The organism is Sanguibacter suarezii NBRC 16159 (assembly GCF_001552735.1).
Classification (GTDB): Bacteria; Actinomycetota; Actinomycetes; order Actinomycetales; family Cellulomonadaceae; genus Sanguibacter; species Sanguibacter suarezii.
The window spans coordinates 49,442-69,083 of record NZ_BCRT01000008.1 but is presented as its reverse complement, the minus strand read 5'-3'; the positions used below and the strand labels follow the sequence as shown (position 1 = coordinate 69,083).

The following is a 19,642-nucleotide window of genomic DNA, read 5'->3' as shown; positions in this document are numbered from 1 at the left end:
TTCAGCCGTTCTGATGGAAGTCGGGGATGAAGCTGAAGTCACCGAAGGAGACCGTCGCCCCGGGGGGCACGCGGATCGTCTGGCCCGGGGCGCACAGGATCTGCTGGCCGTCGCCCAGGGTGACGATGGTGCCGTTGGTCGAGTGCCTATCTTGGACGAACAAGCTGCGGGCGTCCATCCCTACGAGCAGGTGCGTCTTGGACACCGTGCGGCGCGGGTCGTCGAGGGCGATGAGGTCGGTGATGATCTCGTCGCCGGTGGGCTGGGGGTGGCGGCCCAGCAGGGTCATGCCCCGCAACGGCAGGCTGCGTCCGTCGGAGAGGCGCAGCACCACGTGAGGGCCGCCGGCCGGTCGCACCGCTCGGGTGGCGCTGCTGCGCAGCTCGCTCATTCCGGCCTCTCTCTCGTCGACCCGCACGGGGTTCCAGGTCAGACCCGAACAAGGGCATGGACCTCAGTAGGATACCCCGGGCGCGCCGAGCAAATCGCCCAGATGCGCAGGTACCGCCGCTGTTTCACCCGCTCGACGACGGCCTGTCACGCCGGGCCCAGCCCTCTCCCGCCGGCTCAGGACAGCAGCCGCGCGCCGCCCAGGTGCGCGGCGGCGAAACGCAGGTGCTGCGCGTCCTGGAACGGTCCGCCGTTCTCGTGGCCGTTGTAGGGGTAGACGACCATCTCCTTGCTCCCGGCGTAGTGGTTGTACGCCGCGTAGACCGTGGACGGCGGACAGATCTGGTCCATCAGCCCCACCGAGAACAGCCCCGGGATGGTGACCCGCGCGGCGAGGTTCATCGCGTCGAAATAGCTCAGCGTGCCAAAGGCCTGCTCGATGCGGTCGCGGTGGGTGTGGAAGTACTGGACCAGCTCGGCGTAGGGGAAGGCGTCGGTCAGCACCGAGGCGCGGCGCACGTGCGACAGGAAGGGCACGTCCACGATCGCGGCCCGCAGCGGCGGGTGCCCGACGCCGTCGCGCAGCTCCGTGAGCGCCGCCGCGGCCAGGCTGAGCGCCCCGCCCTGGGACCCGCCGGAGACCATGACGTCGGCCGTGTCCACGTTCGCGTGGCTGCGGGCCACCCGGACGGCGCGCTCGGCGTCGACGTAGATGCGCCGGTAGAAGTAGGTGTCCGGTGAGTCGATCCCGGAGGTGAGGAACCCGGCGGCGTGCGCGCCGGTCTCCCCGGCGTCGCCGGTGTCCCCGATCTGGTGGCCGCTGCCCTGGCCGCGGTTGTCCATGACCAGGTGCGCGCGGCCGGCGACGGCGTGCAGCACGTGCTCGTGGCTGAGCCCGCGCCCGCCGCCGTAGCCGATGTACGTGACCACCGTGGGCAGGGGGCCGCTCGCGTGGGCCGGTCGGTGCAGCCACGCCTTGATCGGCTGCCCGCCGAATCCGGTGTACGTCACGTCCTCGGTGATCACCTCGGTCAGGCCGGTGTCCACCCGCTCGAAGGTCGCCTCCAGGGGGTGGGCGGCGTCCTGCTCGGCCAGGGTCCGCAACCAGAACGCGTCGAAGTCGGCAGGTTCCTCACGGTCAGGCCGGTAGGCCTCGAGCTCGGGCAGCGGCAGGTCGAACTGAGGCATGGCGGGGGCCTTTCGTGGGTGGGGCGGGGTGGGGGAACAGCGAGGAGAGCGGGGGTCTACGTCAGAGCCGGACGCCACCGATCAGACCTACCGGTCATACCGGGACGGTCCGGTACGCTGTGGCATCGGTCCGCTCCTGAGCGCTCTCGCCCGGGGAGGGCCACCCTTCACGTGGACGGAGAAGACCTGGTGATCAGTCTCGGGATGGCGAATGCCGCCTACGACTACCTGTGGCTCGCCATGGTTCTGGCGGTGGTCGCGCTGCTGTGCCTCGCCTTCCGGATGTGGAAGGGTCGGGCCCGTGACACCCAGCGGCCGTCCTCCCTGTCCCCGCGGCCCAGCGACGAAGGGCCTGCGGACCCGTCCGTGTGATCGGGACAGCGACGGGTCAACGCAGTCGTTCACGTCTGCTCGACCGAGCCGACATGCCTGACATCCGGCCGCTGGGGGGCGGACGAGCGCCAGGTGGTCAGGCGTCCGCACATGCCGTAGCGCAGACCCGGGTCGGCGTTCGTCGCTGAGATCTGGGCGCGGGCCAGGTGCGGGCCGGTGCCCTGGGCGAGGTCGGACAAGGCCTGGTCGGTGGCGTGGGCCGACGCGACGACCGTCGCCTGCCAGGTGGTGTGCCACCCGGGCACGCGGTGGCGGACCAGGCGCGCGGCGGCGTCGTACAGCTCCTGCATGGGCTGGGCGGGACCCTCGGCCAGGACGCGGTCGCGCAGGGTGGTGAAGCCGTCGACGGCGAGGTCGCGGCGCGCGCGGGCGGCCGCGGCGATCTCCGCGTCCCGCCCGGGCGGCCCCTCGGGCAGCGTCGCCGCCGCCCGGTACCGCTCGGCGTCGGCGAGCACGTGCGGGGGGAAGGTCATGATCGCGTCCCCCGCCTCGGGCAGACCGGCGTTGGACATGACGACGAGGATCTCCAGGTCGCCGTCGTTGACCAGCCGGTGCACGACACCGGGCTGGAACCACAGCATCGACCCCTCCCTGAGCCTGTGCTCGGCATAGCCGTGCGGGCCCAGCGTCTGGACGGCGCCCGCTCCGCGGAGCACGACGTACCCCTCGTCGGAGGCGGTGTGCAGGTGCGGGGTGCCGCCGCCCACCACGCCGACGCCGTCCGACGTCGGCCAGTCGTAGACGCGCAGGTGGGAGACGCTGGTGCCGCCCGGGAACGGGTGCACCGGGGGCGGCGGAGCGGTCATCGAGCAGGTGTGCTCGCGGCGAGCGGGTCGTCGGCGCCGTGCGTGCGCGCTGCCTGCGGGTCCTCGGTCCCGAGCACGCCGCGGCCCAGCGCGGCGAGGTGCTCACCGCGCGCGGGGTCCGCGCCGCCGTCGGCCACGACGACCGCGTAGCGGAAAGTGAGGGAGTCCTGGGGTGCGAAGGGGATCTCCTCGCTGAAGAACGGCGTCGCGCAGACGCAGGCGAACCACTCGTTGCGCGCGAACCACTCGGGGTCCTGGCCCGGGGAGGCGGGGCCGCGAGGGTTGCCGCGGTCGTCGACCATGACGAGGGTCGACTGGCGGGCGCTCTCGTCGTGGGTGCCGGTGAAGCCCATCCACGGTGCGCGCTGGCCGCGGATCTCTTCGCCGCCGGCGAAGTCCGGGGCGAGGATGGTGCCGCCGGTGAAGGACCGCGGGCCGCGCCAGAACAGGCCGCCGTAGCCGGCGTTCTCCCGGCCGTTGGTGGTCGGGCTGCCGATGGGCAGGTCCCCTCCGGAGACGTTGGTCATCGTGGAGGAGAAGGTGAGGACCCATGCTGCGGGGTCGGTGGGGTCTGCGACGGCGTCGGGGGCGTCGGTGGGGTCGGCGACGGTCACGGAGAAGGAGCGCACCTCCTTGACCACGCGCTCGCCCGCCTGGGTGAACCAGGCGAGGGACTCGGTGACGAAGACGCCGTCGTCGTCGACCCGCTCGGCGGTGAAGCCTTCGTGGACCATCGAGCCGTCGTTGTCGAGCTGGACGTAGCCCTCGCCCTTGACGAAGGTCGGTCCGCCCCAGAAGTTGTGCGGGCCCACGTTCGGCAGCGACCAGGCGATGCCCTTGTGCCAGACGTGGTCGTGCGGGCGGAACAGGGAGACGAGGTCTCCCCCGGCCGTGCGGATCGGGTGGAAGTAGGGGCGCGGGGACTCGAGCTGGACGTCGGTGGGACGGTAGACGTACCGGATGAGCTCGGTGGGTGCGCCGAGGGCGCCAGGGGCGGGGGCGAGGTGGACCGCGAGAGCCGTGCCGTCGTCGGTCAGGGTGAGGCGGGTCATCGGGTCTCCTCGGTGATAGGGGTCGGTGCTGCGGTGAGCCCGGCTGCTGCGGGCACGACGATGTGCGCGGCCGGTGACGGGGGTGTCTCCGCAGACGGCGGCACGGTCGCGGAGATGATCGCGGCCTCCACGGTCGGCACCGGCGCGGTGACCGCGGGAGGTTCTGCGGCGTCGGGCTCGGTCCCCGGTGCGGCGGCCGGACGCGCCCAGGGCGCGCCGCTGCCGTCCATCGCCGCAGCGAAGGGATGCCCAGGCCCGATCTCGCCGCGGCGCACCGGGCGGCCGGTGAAGGCCGAGGCGTAGAGGGCGGCGACGAGCTCGATGGTCTCGCGCGCGTCGGTGGCAGGCACCGGCAGCGGCAGCCCGGCATCGAGGGCGTCGAGGATCGCCAGCACCTGGGAGGAGTGGCTCGACGTCGCGGCGTCCGGGTCGCTGGTCCACAGCTCCTTGAGGTCCTCGCGCCCGGGCGCCGGGGTGAAGGTCCAGTCAGCGTCGGTGTAGCCGTAGAGGTGCTCGAGCTCGATCGTGGCGTGCTCGGTGTCGAAGCGCAGCGCCGAGGTCTGGCGCGGTGAGACGACGGAGTTGACCACCGAGGCCAGCGCACCGTTGGCGAAGCGCACCACGGCCATCGACACGTCCTCGGTGTCGGTCTCGCGCGCCTGGCGCCCGGCCATCGCGGTGACCTCCGACCACGGCCCGAGCACCGCGAGCAGCAGGTCGAGCTGATGGATGCCGTGACCCATCGTCGGCCCGCCGCCCTCGGTGTCCCACCGACCGCGCCACGGCGCGGCGAAGTACTCCGCGTCGCGGTACCAGAGGGTGTTGCACAGCGCGACGAGCGGGCGGCCGAGCGGCGACGGCGCAGCGTCGAGCATCGCCCGCAACCGCTGCGCACCCGCCCCGAAACGGTGCTGGAAGACGACGCCCACGTGCGCGCCGGTCTCCTGCTCGAGGGCGATGAGCTGGTCGAGCTCGGCCAGGGAGAGTGTCGGCGGCTTCTCCAGCAGCACGTCGACGCCGGCGGCGAGCACCTGCGCAGCGAGGGCGAAGTGCGACTGCGGCGGGGTGCACACGTGCACGAGGTCGAGCGGCTCGCCCGCCTCGCGGGTGCGTGCCAGGACGTCGGCGAGGTCGGTCGAGGCGATCACCGGGGCCGCGCCCGGGACCGACCAACGGTCGGCGAACTCCGACGCCCGCTCCTGGTCGACGTCGACCGCGTGGGTCAGGCGCACCCGCCCGGGCGCGGCGGCGAGGGCCTCGGCGTGGGCGTTGGCGATCCCGCCGGTGCCGACGATCGCGGCGCGGTACGCGCGGGTCATGCGGTCACCTGCTCGGGTGCGCGGGCGGCGTCGGGCAGGGAACCCGGGCGCGGGACGGTGATGTCGATGCCCAGGTTGAGCTCGTCGACGATCACCGGCAGGCCGCTGACCAGCGAGGAGTTGCCGGAGATGCCGACCGCGACGGCGCGCACGCCGTCGACGTAGCCGGCCGGACGCCCGAGCGGGTCGGGCCGCGGGCCGTCGACCGGTGCGCGGAAGACGTCCTGCAGCAAGATCGCGTCGCCGCCGCCGTGCCCGCCGATCCCGGCGGGGATCTCCACCCGGCGCGCCCGTTCCCAGTGCTTCTGCACGGTGAGGGTGTCGCCGAAGGGGCGCACGTCGTCGCCCTCCCACGCGTCGGGGGTGGCGGAGGGGTCGAGGATGGAGCGGCCGCGCTCGTCGAACTCGATCGAACCACGCTCGACGACCTCGAGCTCGGCACGGCCCTTGGTGCCGTTGACCGTGACCCGGTAGCCCTCCCAGGGGCCGTGGGCGTTGAGGGAGTAGGTGAGGGTCGCGCCGCGGCGGTAGTCGACGAGGAGGGCGAGGTTGTCCTCGATGGTGATGCCCGGGCTGAAGACATCCTGGTCACGGATGTATCCGTCGTGGTGCTCTGCCTCGAGGTAGAGCTCGGCCAGACGCTCGTCGGCGCGCAGGTCGAGGGACCACTTGTCCCCGGTGCGCCCTTCCCAGCCGCGCGTGCCGTCCGCGCTTCCGGTCCCGCGCGCGGGGCGCGGGGGCAGGCCGGCTGCGGCGTCGGCGTCGGCCATCTCGCGGGCGACGACGGAGGTGTCGCCGTAGACCTTGAGCCCGCCGCGGGCGTAGACGCGCTCGGGGGCGTCGGCGATCCACCAGTTGACGAGGTCGAAGTGGTGGCTGGACTTGTGGATGAGCAGGCCGCCGGAGCTGTCCTTGTCGCGGTGCCAGCGGCGGAAGTAGTCCGCGCCGTGCACGGTGTCCAGCACCCACTCGAAGTGCACCGAGGTGACCTCGCCGATCTCACCAGAGGCAATGACGCGCTTGAGCTCGCTGTTGCGCGGGGCGTAGCGGTAGTTGAAGGTCATGACGACGCCGCGGCCGGTCTCGGCCACGGCCGTGGTGATGGTCTGGCACCCCTCGGCCGAGATGGTGAGCGGCTTCTCCACGACGACGTCGGCCCCTGCGCGCAGCGCGCGGTCCACGAGCCGGGCGTGGGTGTGGTCGGGGGTGGTGATGATGACGGTGTCCACGCGCTGCTCGCGGATCATCTGCTCGAGGGCGTCCGGGGTGTAGCCGGGGACGGTCACCCCCGCCTGCGCGGCAATGGCGGTGTAAGCGGCCAGGCGGGTGGGGTTCGGCTCGCAGAAGGCGACGAGCTCGGCGACGTCGGCGTGCTCACCGAGGATCGCGGTCACGTACATCGCGCTGCGGTGGCCGAGGCCGGTGACGGCGTAGCGACGACGGATGGGTGTGGTGTTCTCGGAGGTCACGGACTCTCACTGCTCCAGGCGCGTTTCGACGGTGAACTGCGGTTCGGTGCGGAGGAGTCAACGTCGACCCCTCGTTTGAATCGTTACAACCATAACCTGCCAGGACCGATCTGAATAGCACCGCACGGAGCACTCGCGGCCCGGTCGCCAGCCCGCCACCACCATCCCCGCCCGTGGCGCCACCCCGCCTCAGCGCCTCCGCCGTCACCCCGCCGCCGCGCCGCCGCCGAACTCGTGAACCATTAGTCGAACTCGTGAACCCTCCGCCGAACTCGTGAATCCCCTGTCGAACTCGTGCACCAGGGGCGTTTTCTCGGCGGGAAAGACCGTCGCTCACGAGTTCAGCGGGGGCTGGGGCGAGTCCCGGGGACGAGCTGATCGAAAAAAGTCCGCTCGGATCGTTTCGGATCGGGGGCGGATCGGGTACGGTCGTTGCCAAGCCACTCCTTCATGGAGATTCTCGCTACGGAGGCATTACAACGATGGAATACGCCGCAGGCAACGGCGCCGACGACGGCACCGCTCAGCCCACCCCGGTCACCGCGACGATCTCGCTCCACCCCGACTTCCAGGTCGGCGCGATCGACCGCCGCCTGTTCGGCTCCTTCGTCGAGCACCTGGGACGCGCCGTCTACACCGGCATCTACGAGCCCGGTCACGCCACGGCCGACGAGCACGGCTTCCGCCGCGACGTCGCCGACCTGACCAAGGAGCTCGGCGTCTCGATGGTCCGCTACCCCGGCGGCAACTTCGTCTCCAACTACGTGTGGGAAGAGGCGGTCGGCCCGGTCGAGAACCGCAAGCCCTTCATCGACCTCGCGTGGCGCACCGTCGAGCCCAACATCGTCGGCACCGACGAGTTCCTGCAGTGGGCCGAGCGTGAGGGCATCGAGCCGATGATGGCCGTCAACCTCGGTACGCGCGGCGTCGCCGCCGCCGTCGGGCTGCTGGAGTACTGCAATGGCGTCGCCGGCAGCAAGTGGGCCGACATGCGCATCGCCAACGGCCGCGAAGAGCCGTACAACGTCAAGCTCTGGTGCCTGGGCAACGAGATGGACGGCCCGTGGCAGATCGGCCACAAGGACGCCCACGAGTACGGCAAGCTCGCCGCCGAGGCTGGCAAGGCCATGAAGCTCACCGACCCGAGCATCGAGCTCGTGGCCTGCGGCTCCTCGTCGATGTACATGGACACCTTCGGGGAGTGGGAGCGCACCGTGCTCTCCTACACCTACGACATCGTCGACCACATCTCCATGCACGCCTACTACGAGGAGAAGGACGGCGACCGCGCCAGCTTCCTCGGGTCAGCCACCGCGATGGACCGCTTCATCCAGCGGGTCGTCGCCTCAGCCGACTCGATCGCCGCCCAGAAGCGCTCGGACAAGAAGATCACGATCTCCTTCGACGAGTGGAACGTCTGGTACCTCGAGACCCGCTTCCCGGGCGAGAAGAACCTCCCCCTGCAGCGCGACGCCCCGCGGATCATCGAGGACATCTACTCCGCCCTCGACGCCGTCGTCGTCGGCGACCTCATGATCACCCTGCTCAACCACGCCGACCGGGTGCCCGTCGCGGCCCTCGCCCAGCTGGTCAACGTCATCGCCCCGATCATGACCGAGCCCGGCGGCGACGCCTGGCGCCAGACGACGTTCCACCCCTTCGCCAACACCGCGCGCCTGGCCCAGGGCACCGTCCTGGACCTGCGGGTCAACGCTCCCCTGGTGACGACCAAGGCCCACGGCGACGTGCCGCTGGTCACCGCCGCCGCCACCTGGGACGAGAGCGGCGAGGCCGGCACCGCCGGAGCGCTCTCGCTGTTCCTGGTCAACCGCTCGAGCGAGCCCGCCACCGTCACGATCGGCTACTCGGGCCTGGAGATCACCCTCGACGGCGGCCTCGAGCTCCTCGCCGACCACGTCGGCATGCGCGAGGGCAAGGAGGCGGCCGAGCAGGTCTCCACCTCCCCGCGCACCGCCCCCGCCTCGGAGAACGGCACGGTCACCCTCACCCTGGCACCGGAGTCCTGGTCCGCCTGGCACGGAACCGCCAAGCGCGCCTGACCCCGCACCACCGCCGCCGCCGCCGTCCCACCCAGGGCCGGCGGCGGCCCCGTCTCCCCACCCAGCCCCACCAACCCCAGCCCCCTTCTCCCCCGACCCCGGCCCCGGTCCGGCCCGGCCCCAGTCCGGCCCGGTCCGGCCCCCGCCCCACGAACGCCGATCTCCTCCCCGTCGAGTGCGTGACTTTCGTTGAAGTGCGTGCCTTCAAAGTCACGCATCCCCACGAAAGTCACGCACTCGGCGAGGCGGACCGGGTGGCTACCGACGTGAGCTCGGGAGCAGGAGCTCCGGGATGGGCGTGAGGTGCACCGATGGCGGCAGGCGCTTTATCACTCTCGCCACCAGCTGACCGGGATTCTGAAGGTCGAACTTCGTCACTCTCAGGACGCGGAACCCCTCCTCCTCCATCGCTTCTTGACGACGCTTCTCCTTCACGACGACGTCCGACGGCGCCCCGCCAGCGAGGCTCCCGTACTTGACGAGTCCGTCGTACTCGATGAGCACGCCCCATCGGCGCCAGCCCAGGTCTGCCCAGAACGTCCCGAGCCGGGTGTCCACACGCACTTGCAGCTCCGGCCGCGGGAAGCCGTAGGCCCAGAGCAGATATCGCAGTGCGGTCTCGCCCGCTGACTCCGCCGCCCCGTCGGCCTCTGCCAGGATCATCCTCGCTCGCCGAACCCCGCGCCGATGCCCCCGCGCTGTGAGAGCGAGAGCTGCGGAATCAGGGTCGATGCCCTGCGACAGCAGCGAGTCGGCGACAACCAGGGCCGACAGCGGCGGAAGGGTCATCATGCAGTCGACGAGCGTCCGCACCCCAGAGGTCACGAGCACTCCCGACCGGATCTCGACGTCGTCGGCCATGAGAATGGCCTTGTGCCGCGCGATGTCCGCCCCACGACGGCCCGACGCCGAGCTCCTCTGGGTCACGTGCACGCACTGCGGCACCCTCCACACCTGCGCGCCGCGCACGAGCGCCGCCGACTCGTGACTGAAGGCGGGTGAAGCAGACGACTGGGATGCGATGGCCGCGATCCGCGCGAGGTGCATCTGCCGACGATCGACGAACTCGCCCGAGGATGCAGGGGCGTCCGCAACGGGAAGGTAGGCGCCGCGGCGCACACGCACCCACCTCATAGCGCGTACCTCCCGCGCCACGAAGTCGCTCGGAAAGTCCCGTGAACGGAGCACCATGGACGGTACGAGCCTGACGTCGGTCGGCGGTCTAGGTCGTCGGCGCTCCTCGGATGGGACTGCGGCGCCATCAGACCGCACAGCTCGGATGTCAGCCATCGCCGAAGGCAACCCCGGAGCACTTCCGGGCGCTTCCTCGGGCGTAGGAGGCGGATGGACGCGGGCCGGATCGGCCAAGTCGTCGGGTGTGGTCATAGAGGACCGCGACAGGTCCGCGGGAGGTGGTCTCATCCCCTGATCTCAGGCTGACCTCGGCAGCTGAGCAACCACCGTCCGCCATCCTGTGGACTCACGCCGCTTGACCCCACCGGTGCACCACCTCATCCCCCGGGCGGCCAGCAGACACTGCCAGCGAGTGCGTGCTCTTCGTTGTGGTGCGCGCGTTGAAGGTCACGCACGACAACGGAAGGCACGCACTCGGCGGAGGGCCGCTGGGCGGGCGGGCTGCTGGGCGGGCGGGCTGCTGGGCGGGCGGGCTGCTGGGCGGGAGGGCTCCTGGCGGACGGGCAGCTGGGCGGGCATATGACGCACAGAAGGTCCCGGACGAGCCGGTGGCTCGTGCGGGACCTCCTGAACGGCTCCGGGCTAGCCCTCGGTGCGGCCGGGGCGGTTGGTGCGGAAGTCCACGCCCACCACGGCGAAGGCCAGCATCCCGCCGACGATGATGACCAGCGGCGTGAGCATCCACACCAGCACCGCGCACATCACCACCGCGGCGAAGAGCATCGCCGACCCGGCCGGGTCGACGCTGATCCCGCGCACGCCGCGCCGCAGAAGCTCGAACCACGACTGGTCCGGCTCCCACAGGCTGGCCGCCCGCAAGAGTCCCACGCTCAGCGCGACGCCGAGCCCCGCACTCACCACCGCGACGACAGCCCCGCCCGGCAGTGCCCCGGTGCTCGCCGCCCACAGGTTCAGCCCCACCAGCAGGAACGCCACGAGCGATCCGGCGGCCACCACCCACACCCCCGTGCAGGCGCTGCGGAAGTCCTCCCACACCTCGGCCATGCCGTCGCGCTCACCGCGCAGGTGGCGCCGCAGGTGCCCGACGCCGGCCGTCACCGCCGGCAGAGCCGTCACCACGGGCAGGCTGAGCACCGTGACGTAGACCCCGGTGAGCAGCACCTCGGCGAAGAGGGAGAACCGACCGAAGGTCCCCGGGACGGCCTGCGCCGACCGCGCGCGCCGGTCCGCCTTCCGGGCAGCCCGTGCATCCCCGGCGTCCCGAGCAGCCCGCGCACCCCGGGCGTCCCGAGCCCCCCGGGCACCGTGCGGGTCTCTGGCGTCTGCGCTGGCTGGGTCCATGGTGACGACTCTGGCGGACATCGGTCAGCCCTTCAAACCCTGGGTCGCCACACCGTCGACGATGAAGCGCTGGAAGATGATGAAGAACACCAGCACCGGGAGCAGCGCGAGCACGGCCATGGCCATCTGTGCCCCGTAGTCCGAGACCGAGGTCTGGTCGACGTAGAGGCGCAGCGCGATGGGCAGGGAGTAGAGGTCGGGCTTCTTCAGGTAGAGCAACGGACCGAAGAAGTCGTTCCAGCTCCAGATGAAGGCGAAGATCGACGCGGTCATGATCGGCGGCTTCATGAGCGGCAGCATGATCGACCGGAAGATCCGGATGTGACCGGCGCCGTCGATGCGCGCTGCCTCGTCGAGCTCACGCGGCAGGTTGCGCATGAACTGGACCATGAGGAAGACGAAGAACGCCTCGGCCGCGAGGAACTTGCCGATCAGCAGCGGCACGAAGGTGTTCACCATGCCGAGCTGGTTGAACATGATGTACTGCGGGATGATCACCACGTGGAACGGCAGCAGCAGCGTCGCGATCATGAGGGTGAAGAAGATGCCACGTCCCGGGAAGTCGATCCGGGCGAAGGCGTAGGACGTGATCGTCGAGGACAACGTGATGCCGATGACGGACATCACCGCCAGGAACAGCGAGTTGCCGAAGAACGTCCAGAAGGACACCCCGCCGATCCCGCTGAGCGCCTTGGCGAAGTTGTCGAAGGACGCGTCGGTGGGGATGAGGCTGATGTTGCCGATGATGTCGCTCGTCGGCTTGAGCGAGGACATGAGCATCCACACAGCCGGGTAGAGGATGACCACGGTCACCGCGAGGACGAAGACGTGGAAGAAGACCGACTTGACCCGGCCCCGGCGCTTGGCCGCCTTGCGCAGCTGCGCGCTGGCCTCGAGGTCGTCGGGACCCTGTCCGCCCAGGACCGGGTCGCGCGTGGTCTGGTGTGCCGTCGTGGCGGTCATTTTGTCTCCCCCGAGTAGTGCACCCACTGCTTCGACGTCTTGAAGAAGATGAAGGTGATGAGGCCGACCACGACCACGAGCACCCAGGCCATCGCTGAGGCGTAGCCCATGCGGAAGTCGGCGAAGCCGCGCAGGTAGAGGTAGAGGGTGTAGAACATCGTCGACCCGGCCGGTCCACCGGTCCCGTTGGAGATGATGAAGGCGGAGCCGAAGATCTGGAACGAGTGGATCGTCTCGAGCAGCAGGTTGAAGAAGAGCACCGGGGAGAGCATCGGCAGGGTGATCTTGAGGAACTTGCGGACCGACCCGGCCCCGTCCATCTCAGCGGCCTCGTACAGCTCGGTCGGGATCTGCTTGAGCCCGGCGAGGAAGATGACCATCGGCGCACCGAACTGCCAGACGGTCAGCAGGATCATCATCGGCATGGTCATGCTCGGGTTGCCGACCCATCCACCGGCGTCGCGTCCGAAGAACTGACCGATCTGGTCGACGACCCCGTTGTCGATGAACATGGCCTTCCACACGATCGCGATCGACACGCTCGCTCCGATGAGGGAGGGGGCGTAGAAGATGGACCGGTAGGCGCCCTGGCCGCGGCGCTTGGTGTTGAGGAGCATGGCCACCGCGAGGGCGGAGGCGAGCTTGATCGGGGTCCCGACCAGCACGTAGATGCCCGTCACCTTGACCGACTGGATGTAGCGAGGGTCGTTGAAGAGCTGGACGAAGTTGTCCAGGCCGACCCACTGGGGGGCGGCGAACATGTTGTAGTTCGTGAATGCCAGGTACAAGGACGCCAGCATCGGACCCGCAGTGAGCAGGAAGAAACCGATCAACCAGGGGGCAAGGAACGCGTAACCAGCGCGGGCCTCGGCAGCTCTCCGGGAGCGTCGCGCGGGCGAGCTCGTCGGGGAGGCGGTCCGAGTCCCGGTCGCCTCGTCAGTGAGGGACACGATGGGGATCCGATCAGTCGTGTGGTGGTGGTGCTGCTGCGTGCGGGGTGGCGCACCGGCGTCGAGCATCGTGCCCGACGCCGGTGCGAGCGTTCACCCTCGGCGACCGTCGGTCACCGGGTCACCCGCGCACGCGGGGTGGCCGAGGCGGTGAGGCCTCAGGTCACTTGTTGACGGTCATCTCAGCTTCGGCGAACCACTGCTCGACGAACTGCTCGACGGTGATCTGGCGGTAGGCGAACTCTTCGCCCAGACGCTTGAACTCAGCCTCGATGGAGCCGAAGCCCATGACGGGGAGCGGTGCCGAGGCGGTGATGTGCTCGGTGACGGACTCCTCGTAGGCCATGACGCGCTCGTCGATCGAGCCGGCCTCGATGTCCATCGCGTCACGCTGCGCGGCGACGGCGGGGACGCCCTTGGACGTACCGAAGATCTTCCCGACCTCAGGGTCGTTGATGAGGAAGTTGATCAGGGTCGCGGCGGCGGCCGGCTCCTCGGAGTTCGCCGAGGCGGACAGGAGCATCGACGGCTTGAAGAACATGTGCTTCTTGCCGTCGTCGCCGGACGGGATCGGGAGCATCTCGATGTTGTCGGTGCCCGAGTCAGCGGAGTAGCCGGCGAGGAAGTTGTCCCAGCTGAACTCCGACGCGGACTCGTTGACCGTGAAGCCGCCCAGGGGCTCGAGCTGCTTGCCGCGAGCGATCGGGTAGGTCGCGTCCACCGGGGTGCGGGCGGGCTCGGCCATGTTCAGCCACTCGGTCATGTGCTCGGGCGTGAAGTTGAGCTCGCCCTCATCGGTGAAGGGCTCGATGCCCTGCTGGATGAGCCACTGCACGAAGAACCAGAAGGTCGTCGTGTAGTCGGCGCCGCCGTAGAGGACGGGGTCAGCCGTGGCGCCCGCAGCCGAGACCGCGGTCATGAAGGCGTTGTACTCGTCCCACGTGTAGTCAGCGGTGAGGGGCTCGATGCCGAGCTGCTCGAGCAGGTTGGGGTTGTAGAACAGCGCGAGCGTGTTCGTCGACGTCGGGATGCCGTACTGGGAGCCGGCGAGCTGGCCGGAGCCGAGCAGCGCCTCGTCCAGGCCGGAGACGTCGAGGGCCTTGCCCTCACCCACCTGGCCGTCGAGGTTGAGCAGCTGGTTGGTCGAGCCGTACTGACGCAGGTAGGACAGGTCCATCTGGAAGACGTCGGGGAGCGAGCCGCCCGCAGCCTCGGTGCTGCGTGCGGTCCAGTAGTCCGGGAAGGCCGCGAAGCTGGTCTGGACCGTGATGTTCGGGTACTTGGCCTCGAACAGGTCGATGGATTCCTCGTACTTGGCCGCACGGTCGTCGTTGCCCCACCAGGCGAAGCTGATGGTGACGTCCTTGGCCTCATCGAGGGTCGCCGTGGGAGCTGGTTCCGATGCGGAACCGCCACCTGAACACGCGGAAAGTGCGAGTGCCGTAAACGCTGCGGCGGCGATACCCTTGAGGGCTGATCGCTTGATCGACATCTGAGCCTCCTTGCTCATCGTGAAATGTAAGCGCATTCCCGAGGTTAACCGCGCCGCCCTGCGCGTTCAACGATGGAAGTGAATCGTTACAATACCGTTGCTGGCCAAAAAATCCAAGGGCGAACGTCGTCGTTCGCCAACGAATCGCCCGAAACTGCGGGAGATCGCGGATCACGGGCAGTCGATCCGCCCCTGAGCCGCCCGTCAAAACCCGCCGATCCAGCCCCACGTGGTTGAATCCATTCACCCCGAGGTGCTCACCCATGCCCGACTCGCACGGTCACCCACCCGCCCGCTCGATCCTGCGCAACCACAACTACCGCCTCTTCCTGGCCGCCCAGTTCTTCGGCGGGACGGGCATGTGGATGCTCCGCCTGTCCCAGGACTGGCTCGTGCTCAAGCTCACCGGCAGCCCTGCCGCCGTCGGGATCATCGTCGCGCTGCAGTTCCTGCCGCTGCTGACCTTCGGCCCGCTCGGCGGGGTGATCGCCGACCGCCACAACAAGCGCCACCTCGTCATGGCGGCGCAGTCCGCAGCCGCGGTGCTCGCCGCGACGCTGGCGGCGCTGACCATCGGCGGCCTGGTCACCGTCCCCCTGCTCTACGCCTTCGCCCTCGTCTCAGGCTGCGTGGCGGTCTTCGACCAGCCAGCGCGCCAGGTCCTCGTCAACGAGCTCGTCGGCGACGCCCAGCTCCGCTCGGCGATCAGCACCAACAACGCCCTCAACCAGCTCAGCGGCCTCGTGGGACCGGCAGTGGCGGGGGCGCTCATCAACCAGGTCGGGCAGGGGTGGGCCTTCGCCGCGAACGCCGTGCTGTGCGCCGTCGTCGTCGCGCTGGTGGCGGCCATGCGGGTCCGTGAGCTCCATCGCGTGCCGACCGTCTCCCGGGCCCGCGGCCAGCTCAAGGAAGGGTTGCGCTACATCCTGGACCGGCCCCAGCTCCTGTGGGTCGTGGGGCTGGCCGGCTTCATGGGCGCCTTCGGGATGAACGGCCCGGTGGTGCTCGCCGCCTTCGCGGACTTCGAGTGGGACACCGGCTCGGGCGGATTCGGCCTGTACAACTCGATCGGCGCCGTCGGCGGGCTGGTCGGGGCGATCCTGGCCGCGCGGATGGTCACCCTGCGCGCCCGGACCGTCGTGCTGGGCGCCGGGGCCTTCGGGGTCGCCGAGATCCTCGCGGCGCTCTCCCCCACGCACCCGACCTTCCTCATCATGCTCGCCGTCGTCGGCATGGCGACGATGTTCTTCCTCACCAGCGCCGGGACCTACGTGCAGCTCACCGCCGCCCCCTCGGTGCGCGGCCGGGTGATGGCCTTCTACATGCCGCTGCTGCTCGGCGGCCACGCCGCCGGCGGCCTGCTGCAGGGGTGGTTCACCGAGCACCTCGGTGTGCGCGGCGGCCTGGTCCTCACCGGCGGTCTCGCCCTGGTGGCCACCCTCGGCGTCGGCCTCGTGCTGCTGCGCCTGCGCGGTCGCCCGGCGCCCGCCAGCCAGGAGGCCCCGCGGCGAGCCCCAGCCCGGTGACGCGTGCGCACCAGGAGCTTGGCCGCGACCTGCGCCATACTCTGACCTATGTCACGTACAGATCAGGTCGTCGACGGCATCAAGTCGATGCTCCTGGACGGCCGCCTCGCTCCCGGTGACCGGCTGCCCGTCGAGAAGGACCTCGCCGCCGACCTCGGCGTCTCGCGCGGGTCCTTGCGGGAGGGGCTGCGGGCGCTGGCGACCCTCGGGATCGTCGACAGCCGCCAGGGCGACGGCACGTACATCACGAGCCTGGACCCGGAGCTGCTCCTCGCACCGCTGTCCTTCGTCGTGGACCTGCAGGGTCACAGCGACGCGACCGACTTCCACGAGGTCCGCCGAGTCCTGGAGACCGAGTCGGCGGGCCTGGCCGCCCTGCGCATGGACGACGCCGCCCTCGCCCGGGCCCGCCAGACCCTCGACGACGCTGCCGAGATCCTCGGCGGCACCGAGGTCGACCACGACGCCCTGCTCGACACGGACATCGCCTTCCACCAGGTGATCGCGGTCAGCTCGGGGAACCCGGTGCTCGCCGCGCTCGTCGAGGCGCTCGCCAGCCGCACCGCCCGGGCCCGGCTCTGGCGCGGCATGACGCAGGAGGGCGTGGAGCACCGCACGCACAGCGAGCACGAGGCGATCTACGCCGCGCTGGTCGCAGGCGACCCGGACCGTGCGCGGCTGCGGATGGCCAACCACCTGCTCGAGGTCGAGGACTTCGTCCACACCACCCCCACGCCCTGAGCGCCTAGTCCCGCGCCGCCGCAGGACCCGCAGGACCCGCAGGACCCGCCGCCACCGTCAGCACCGCGGCGACCACGTCCACCGGCTCCCCTGCCGCCAGCTGCACCGTGGCGCTCACCGGACCGCCGTCGCCGGGCAGGTGGACCGTCACCGTCCGGTCGCAGTCAGCAGTCAGCACCGCCTCCTGCACGACGCCGCCCGCCCAGCGCAGGTCCACCGTCACCGCACCGCGCGCCCGCAGACCGCGCACCTGGCCCTCGGCCCACTCCGCAGGCAGAGCGGGCAACAGGGTGAGCACCGTCTCCTGCGCCGTGCTGGTGTGGGACTGGAGCAGCATCTCGCAGACCCCGGCGGTGAAGCCGAAGTTCCCGTCGATCTGGAACGGCGGGTGCGCGCAGAACAGGTTCCGATAGACCCCCGCCCCCTGCGTTCCAGGCACTGCGCCGCTGACCGGGGTGAGGAAGGCACGCAAGGCGGCGACGGCGCCGCCGGTGTCACGCAGCCGCGCCCGCAGCGCGAGCCGCCAGGCGAGGGACCACCCCGTGGAGTCGGGCCCGCGCGCGTCCAGGGTGGCCAGCGCTGCGGCAGCCAGCTCCGGGGTCTGTCCCTGGTCGACGCCGCTGCCCGGGTAGGCCCCGAACAGGTGGCTCTGGTGGCGGTGGGCAGGCTCGGCGTCGGCGACGTCGGCGGACCACTCGGCGAGCCGGCCGTCGGGCAGCACCCGCTCACCGGGCAGGCGCACGAGCGCCGCCTGGGCACGCTCGCGCCACCGGGCGCGCTCCGCCCGGTCGCCCCCACTGGCAGCACTGTCAGTGCTGCCAGTGCTGTCAGTGCTGTCAGCACGGTCAGCACGGTCAGCGTCGAGCGCATCCACCACGTCGAGGCACCGCTCGAGCAGGTCGCGGATCATTACCAGGTCCGAGGTGGTCGACGTCGTCACGGCGGCCGACAGCCCGTCCGCTGCGACGTAGCGGTTCTCCGGCGAGGTGGCCGGGGCGGTGCCGAGCGCGCCGTCGGGCAGGGCGACGAGCCAGCCGAGGGCGAAGTCGGCCGCCCCGCGCAGCAGCGGCCAGGCGTGCTCGCGCAGGAAGCCGGCGTCGCGGGTGTAGTCATAGTGGTCCCACAGGTGCCGGGCCAGCCAGACGCCGCCCAGCGGCCAGGCCGTCCAGCAGGGGTCGCTGTCGCCGTCACCGGCGGGCAGGGCGAAGGCCCAGGCGTCGGAGTTGTGGTGCACTGCCCACCCCGGCAGACCGTAGAGGGCACCGGCCACGGCCCTCCCCGTGGCGCTCAGGTGCTCGAGGAAGCCGAGCAACGGTTGATGGCACTCGCTGAGGTTCGCCGGCTCGGCGGGCCAGTAGTTCATCTCGACGTTGATGTTGGTCGTGTAGTTGCTGCTCCACGGCGGGCGCACCGCGTCGTTCCAGATCCCCTGCAGGGTCATCGGCAAGGTCCCCGGGCGTGATCCCGCGATCATGAGATAGCGGCCGTACTGGAACATCAGGGCGGCCAGGTCCGCGTCCGGCGCACCGGCGGCGAAGCGGTCGAGACGGACATCGGTGGGCACGTCCAGCGCAGCGCCCGCCCCGTGCTCGCGGTCGCCCAGCTCCAGCTCCACCCGCTCGAACAGCCCCTGGTGGTCTGCGGTGTGCCGAGAGAGCGGCCCCTCGCAGACCTGCGCACCCGCCGCGAGCGCAGCCGACAGCTCCGAGGCCAGCACGTCCATGCGTCGCCCGGTCTCCTCCTGGACGGCGCGGGCATCACCGTGCGGGGCGGTCACGGGGTCGACGTAGTCGGTCCCGGTCCCCAGCACCACCACCAGCTGCCCGGCGCCGGTGACCTCCAGCGCAACGCCGCCGTCGGCCCGGCGCACGGCACGGACCGTCCCGTCGGTGACCACCCGGAGCTGCACGGTCGCGGTCACCGCAGCGCCGGGCGCCGGGTCGTAGGTCACCGGCTCGGGCGAGGACTCGTGGCTGGGGAAGACCTGGGACGGCATCCGGACCTCGGCCAGCAGACCGGCCGACGCCGCGACGGCGTCCACCGTGGCCGTCGGGTGCACCGACGTGAGGGAGACGCGCAGCGGCGGCAGGACCCCCGCCTCCGCCCGGCGGTGCACCACGAGCGCCTGGTCCGGGGCGCTCACCCAGGCGCGGGTGGTCGTGCGAGCCGCCTCAGGGGAGGCGTGCTGCCAGCCGTGCTCGACGACGGCGGTCCGCAGGTCGAGGCTGCGGTGATAACCGGTGACAGTGGTGGGGGCCACCTCGTCGAGCCAGAGGTCGACCAGCGGCTGGTAGGCCTGGGAGTGACCGTGCTGCAGGAGCTGCACGAGGCGTTCGGCCTCGCGGACGTCGCCGTCGCGCAGGGCTGCCCGTGCGGCGTCGACCACGCCCGGCCCGGCGCCGTCGGGGATCAGCGGCGTGCCGGCGGAGGTGGCCGGGGACCCGGACCAGCAGGTGTCGTCGTTGACCTGGAAGCGGTCGCTGCCGACGCCGCCGAAGCACATCACCCCGATCCGGCCGTTGCCGAGCGGGAGCGCGTCCGTCCACTCCTGGGCCGGGCTCCGGTAGGTCAGCAGGAGGGGTCGGGCGGGCGGGGAGGTCGAGGCGCGCACAGAATCACCTTTGATCGTCGTGTCGGTCCGAGCCCACGGTAACCGACCACCTGGCCCCTCCTCACGCCGGACCTGGGACGAGGGCGCCGCGTCACCCCGGCCTGCGCTTCCCGAGCAGCCCGCATGCGTCAGAGGCCAAACTTACGCCGGTTTGTTAACATACCCACTGTCGCACTGGCCACCGCA

General features: G+C 70.8%; 16 protein-coding genes. 4 read left to right on the top strand and 12 right to left on the bottom strand.

Translation table 11 applies throughout. The features are described 5' to 3' along the window. Position 1 precedes the first annotated feature (1 nt). Both SS2_RS03865 and SS2_RS03860 read right to left on the bottom strand, forming a co-directional pair. Positions 2 to 391: an FHA domain-containing protein gene (locus SS2_RS03865; RefSeq protein ID WP_066461245.1), complete on the bottom strand. Its 390-nt coding sequence runs from the start codon at positions 389 to 391 to the stop codon at positions 2 to 4. Between the two features lie 176 nt (positions 392 to 567). Continuing rightward, on the bottom strand, positions 568 to 1,578 hold the full coding sequence (locus SS2_RS03860; protein WP_066461243.1) for an acetylxylan esterase: 1,011 nt from the start codon (positions 1,576 to 1,578) through the stop codon (positions 568 to 570). Positions 1,579 to 1,782: 204 nt separating this feature from the next. On the opposite strand from SS2_RS03860, the gene SS2_RS03855 reads away from it, so the two are divergent. Beyond that, the gene (locus tag SS2_RS03855) at positions 1,783 to 1,950 is read left to right on the top strand and encodes a hypothetical protein (RefSeq protein WP_157607179.1); all 168 of its coding nucleotides are present in this window, start codon (positions 1,783 to 1,785) and stop codon (positions 1,948 to 1,950) included. Between the two features lie 29 nt (positions 1,951 to 1,979). Here the strand turns inward: SS2_RS03855 and SS2_RS03850 are convergent, their stop codons facing one another. The 4 genes from SS2_RS03850 to SS2_RS03835 are packed head-to-tail and all read right to left on the bottom strand — an operon-like array spanning position 1,980 to position 6,617. Beyond that, positions 1,980 to 2,777 carry a cupin domain-containing protein gene (locus tag SS2_RS03850; protein ID WP_066461240.1) on the bottom strand — a complete coding sequence of 266 codons (798 nt, stop codon included), beginning with the start codon at positions 2,775 to 2,777 and terminating at the stop codon, positions 1,980 to 1,982. Next, positions 2,774 to 3,829 (bottom strand): DUF6807 domain-containing protein, encoded by a 1,056-nt coding sequence (locus SS2_RS03845; protein ID WP_083941711.1) that lies wholly within the window; start codon positions 3,827 to 3,829, stop codon positions 2,774 to 2,776. Before SS2_RS03845 ends, SS2_RS03850 begins: the two co-directional genes overlap by 4 nt. Next, a complete protein-coding gene (locus SS2_RS03840) occupies positions 3,826 to 5,148 on the bottom strand; it encodes a Gfo/Idh/MocA family protein (protein WP_083941709.1) in 1,323 nt (440 codons plus the stop codon). Before SS2_RS03840 ends, SS2_RS03845 begins: the two co-directional genes overlap by 4 nt. Further along, the gene (locus SS2_RS03835; RefSeq protein WP_066461238.1) at positions 5,145 to 6,617 is read right to left on the bottom strand and encodes a Gfo/Idh/MocA family protein; all 1,473 of its coding nucleotides are present in this window, start codon (positions 6,615 to 6,617) and stop codon (positions 5,145 to 5,147) included. The genes SS2_RS03840 and SS2_RS03835 overlap by 4 nt, the downstream gene beginning before the upstream one ends. Before the next feature lie 482 nt (positions 6,618 to 7,099). Between SS2_RS03835 and arfA the strand changes: the two genes are divergently transcribed. Further along, entirely contained in the window at positions 7,100 to 8,677 is a 1,578-nt protein-coding gene (gene arfA, locus SS2_RS03830; protein ID WP_066461236.1) for an arabinosylfuranosidase ArfA, read from the top strand. 258 nt (positions 8,678 to 8,935) lie between these two features. On the opposite strand, the gene SS2_RS03825 is transcribed toward arfA, so the two are convergent. The 5 genes from SS2_RS03825 to SS2_RS03805 form a co-directional block, all read right to left on the bottom strand. Then, complete coding sequence (locus SS2_RS03825) at positions 8,936 to 9,868, bottom strand: putative endonuclease domain-containing protein (RefSeq protein ID WP_066461233.1); 933 nt, start codon at positions 9,866 to 9,868, stop codon at positions 8,936 to 8,938. 585 nt (positions 9,869 to 10,453) lie between these two features. After that, complete coding sequence (locus SS2_RS03820; RefSeq protein WP_169796255.1) at positions 10,454 to 11,173, bottom strand: hypothetical protein; 720 nt, start codon at positions 11,171 to 11,173, stop codon at positions 10,454 to 10,456. Between the two features lie 24 nt (positions 11,174 to 11,197). After that, positions 11,198 to 12,136 carry a carbohydrate ABC transporter permease gene (locus SS2_RS03815; protein WP_083941707.1) on the bottom strand — a complete coding sequence of 313 codons (939 nt, stop codon included), beginning with the start codon at positions 12,134 to 12,136 and terminating at the stop codon, positions 11,198 to 11,200. Beyond that, positions 12,133 to 13,095, bottom strand: a complete 963-nt coding sequence (locus SS2_RS03810) for a carbohydrate ABC transporter permease (protein ID WP_245643351.1) — start codon at positions 13,093 to 13,095, stop codon at positions 12,133 to 12,135. The genes SS2_RS03815 and SS2_RS03810 overlap by 4 nt, the downstream gene beginning before the upstream one ends. 154 nt (positions 13,096 to 13,249) lie before the next feature. Further along, positions 13,250 to 14,578 (bottom strand): ABC transporter substrate-binding protein, encoded by a 1,329-nt coding sequence (locus SS2_RS03805; protein ID WP_066461230.1) that lies wholly within the window; start codon positions 14,576 to 14,578, stop codon positions 13,250 to 13,252. A 263-nt stretch (positions 14,579 to 14,841) separates the two neighbouring features. Between SS2_RS03805 and SS2_RS03800 the strand changes: the two genes are divergently transcribed. Both SS2_RS03800 and SS2_RS03795 read left to right on the top strand, forming a co-directional pair. Then, positions 14,842 to 16,104: an MFS transporter gene (locus tag SS2_RS03800; RefSeq protein ID WP_083941703.1), complete on the top strand. Its 1,263-nt coding sequence runs from the start codon at positions 14,842 to 14,844 to the stop codon at positions 16,102 to 16,104. Positions 16,105 to 16,152: 48 nt separating this feature from the next. Then, complete coding sequence (locus SS2_RS03795) at positions 16,153 to 16,845, top strand: FadR/GntR family transcriptional regulator (RefSeq protein WP_066461229.1); 693 nt, start codon at positions 16,153 to 16,155, stop codon at positions 16,843 to 16,845. Between the two features lie 4 nt (positions 16,846 to 16,849). On the opposite strand, the gene SS2_RS03790 is transcribed toward SS2_RS03795, so the two are convergent. Then, a complete protein-coding gene (locus SS2_RS03790) occupies positions 16,850 to 19,456 on the bottom strand; it encodes a glycoside hydrolase family 95 protein (RefSeq protein ID WP_066461228.1) in 2,607 nt (868 codons plus the stop codon). Positions 19,457 to 19,642: the final 186 nt, after the last annotated feature.

Bases quoted from the DNA above. Each gene is read 5' to 3' on its own strand.
- SS2_RS03800 (WP_083941703.1), top strand. From the start codon at position 14,842: ATGCCCGACTCGCACGGTCACCCACCCGCCCGCTCGATCCTGCGCAAC.
- SS2_RS03795 (WP_066461229.1), top strand. From the start codon at position 16,153: ATGTCACGTACAGATCAGGTCGTCGACGGCATCAAGTCGATGCTCCTG.
- SS2_RS03845 (WP_083941711.1), bottom strand. From the start codon at position 3,829: ATGACCCGCCTCACCCTGACCGACGACGGCACGGCTCTCGCGGTCCAC.
- SS2_RS03865 (WP_066461245.1), bottom strand. From the start codon at position 391: ATGAGCGAGCTGCGCAGCAGCGCCACCCGAGCGGTGCGACCGGCCGGC.
- SS2_RS03815 (WP_083941707.1), bottom strand. From the start codon at position 12,136: ATGACCGCCACGACGGCACACCAGACCACGCGCGACCCGGTCCTGGGC.
- SS2_RS03860 (WP_066461243.1), bottom strand. From the start codon at position 1,578: ATGCCTCAGTTCGACCTGCCGCTGCCCGAGCTCGAGGCCTACCGGCCT.
- arfA (WP_066461236.1), top strand. From the start codon at position 7,100: ATGGAATACGCCGCAGGCAACGGCGCCGACGACGGCACCGCTCAGCCC.
- SS2_RS03820 (WP_169796255.1), bottom strand. From the start codon at position 11,173: ATGGACCCAGCCAGCGCAGACGCCAGAGACCCGCACGGTGCCCGGGGG.
- SS2_RS03825 (WP_066461233.1), bottom strand. From the start codon at position 9,868: ATGGTGCTCCGTTCACGGGACTTTCCGAGCGACTTCGTGGCGCGGGAG.
- SS2_RS03850 (WP_066461240.1), bottom strand. From the start codon at position 2,777: ATGACCGCTCCGCCGCCCCCGGTGCACCCGTTCCCGGGCGGCACCAGC.
- SS2_RS03855 (WP_157607179.1), top strand. From the start codon at position 1,783: ATGGCGAATGCCGCCTACGACTACCTGTGGCTCGCCATGGTTCTGGCG.
- SS2_RS03840 (WP_083941709.1), bottom strand. From the start codon at position 5,148: ATGACCCGCGCGTACCGCGCCGCGATCGTCGGCACCGGCGGGATCGCC.
- SS2_RS03805 (WP_066461230.1), bottom strand. From the start codon at position 14,578: ATGTCGATCAAGCGATCAGCCCTCAAGGGTATCGCCGCCGCAGCGTTT.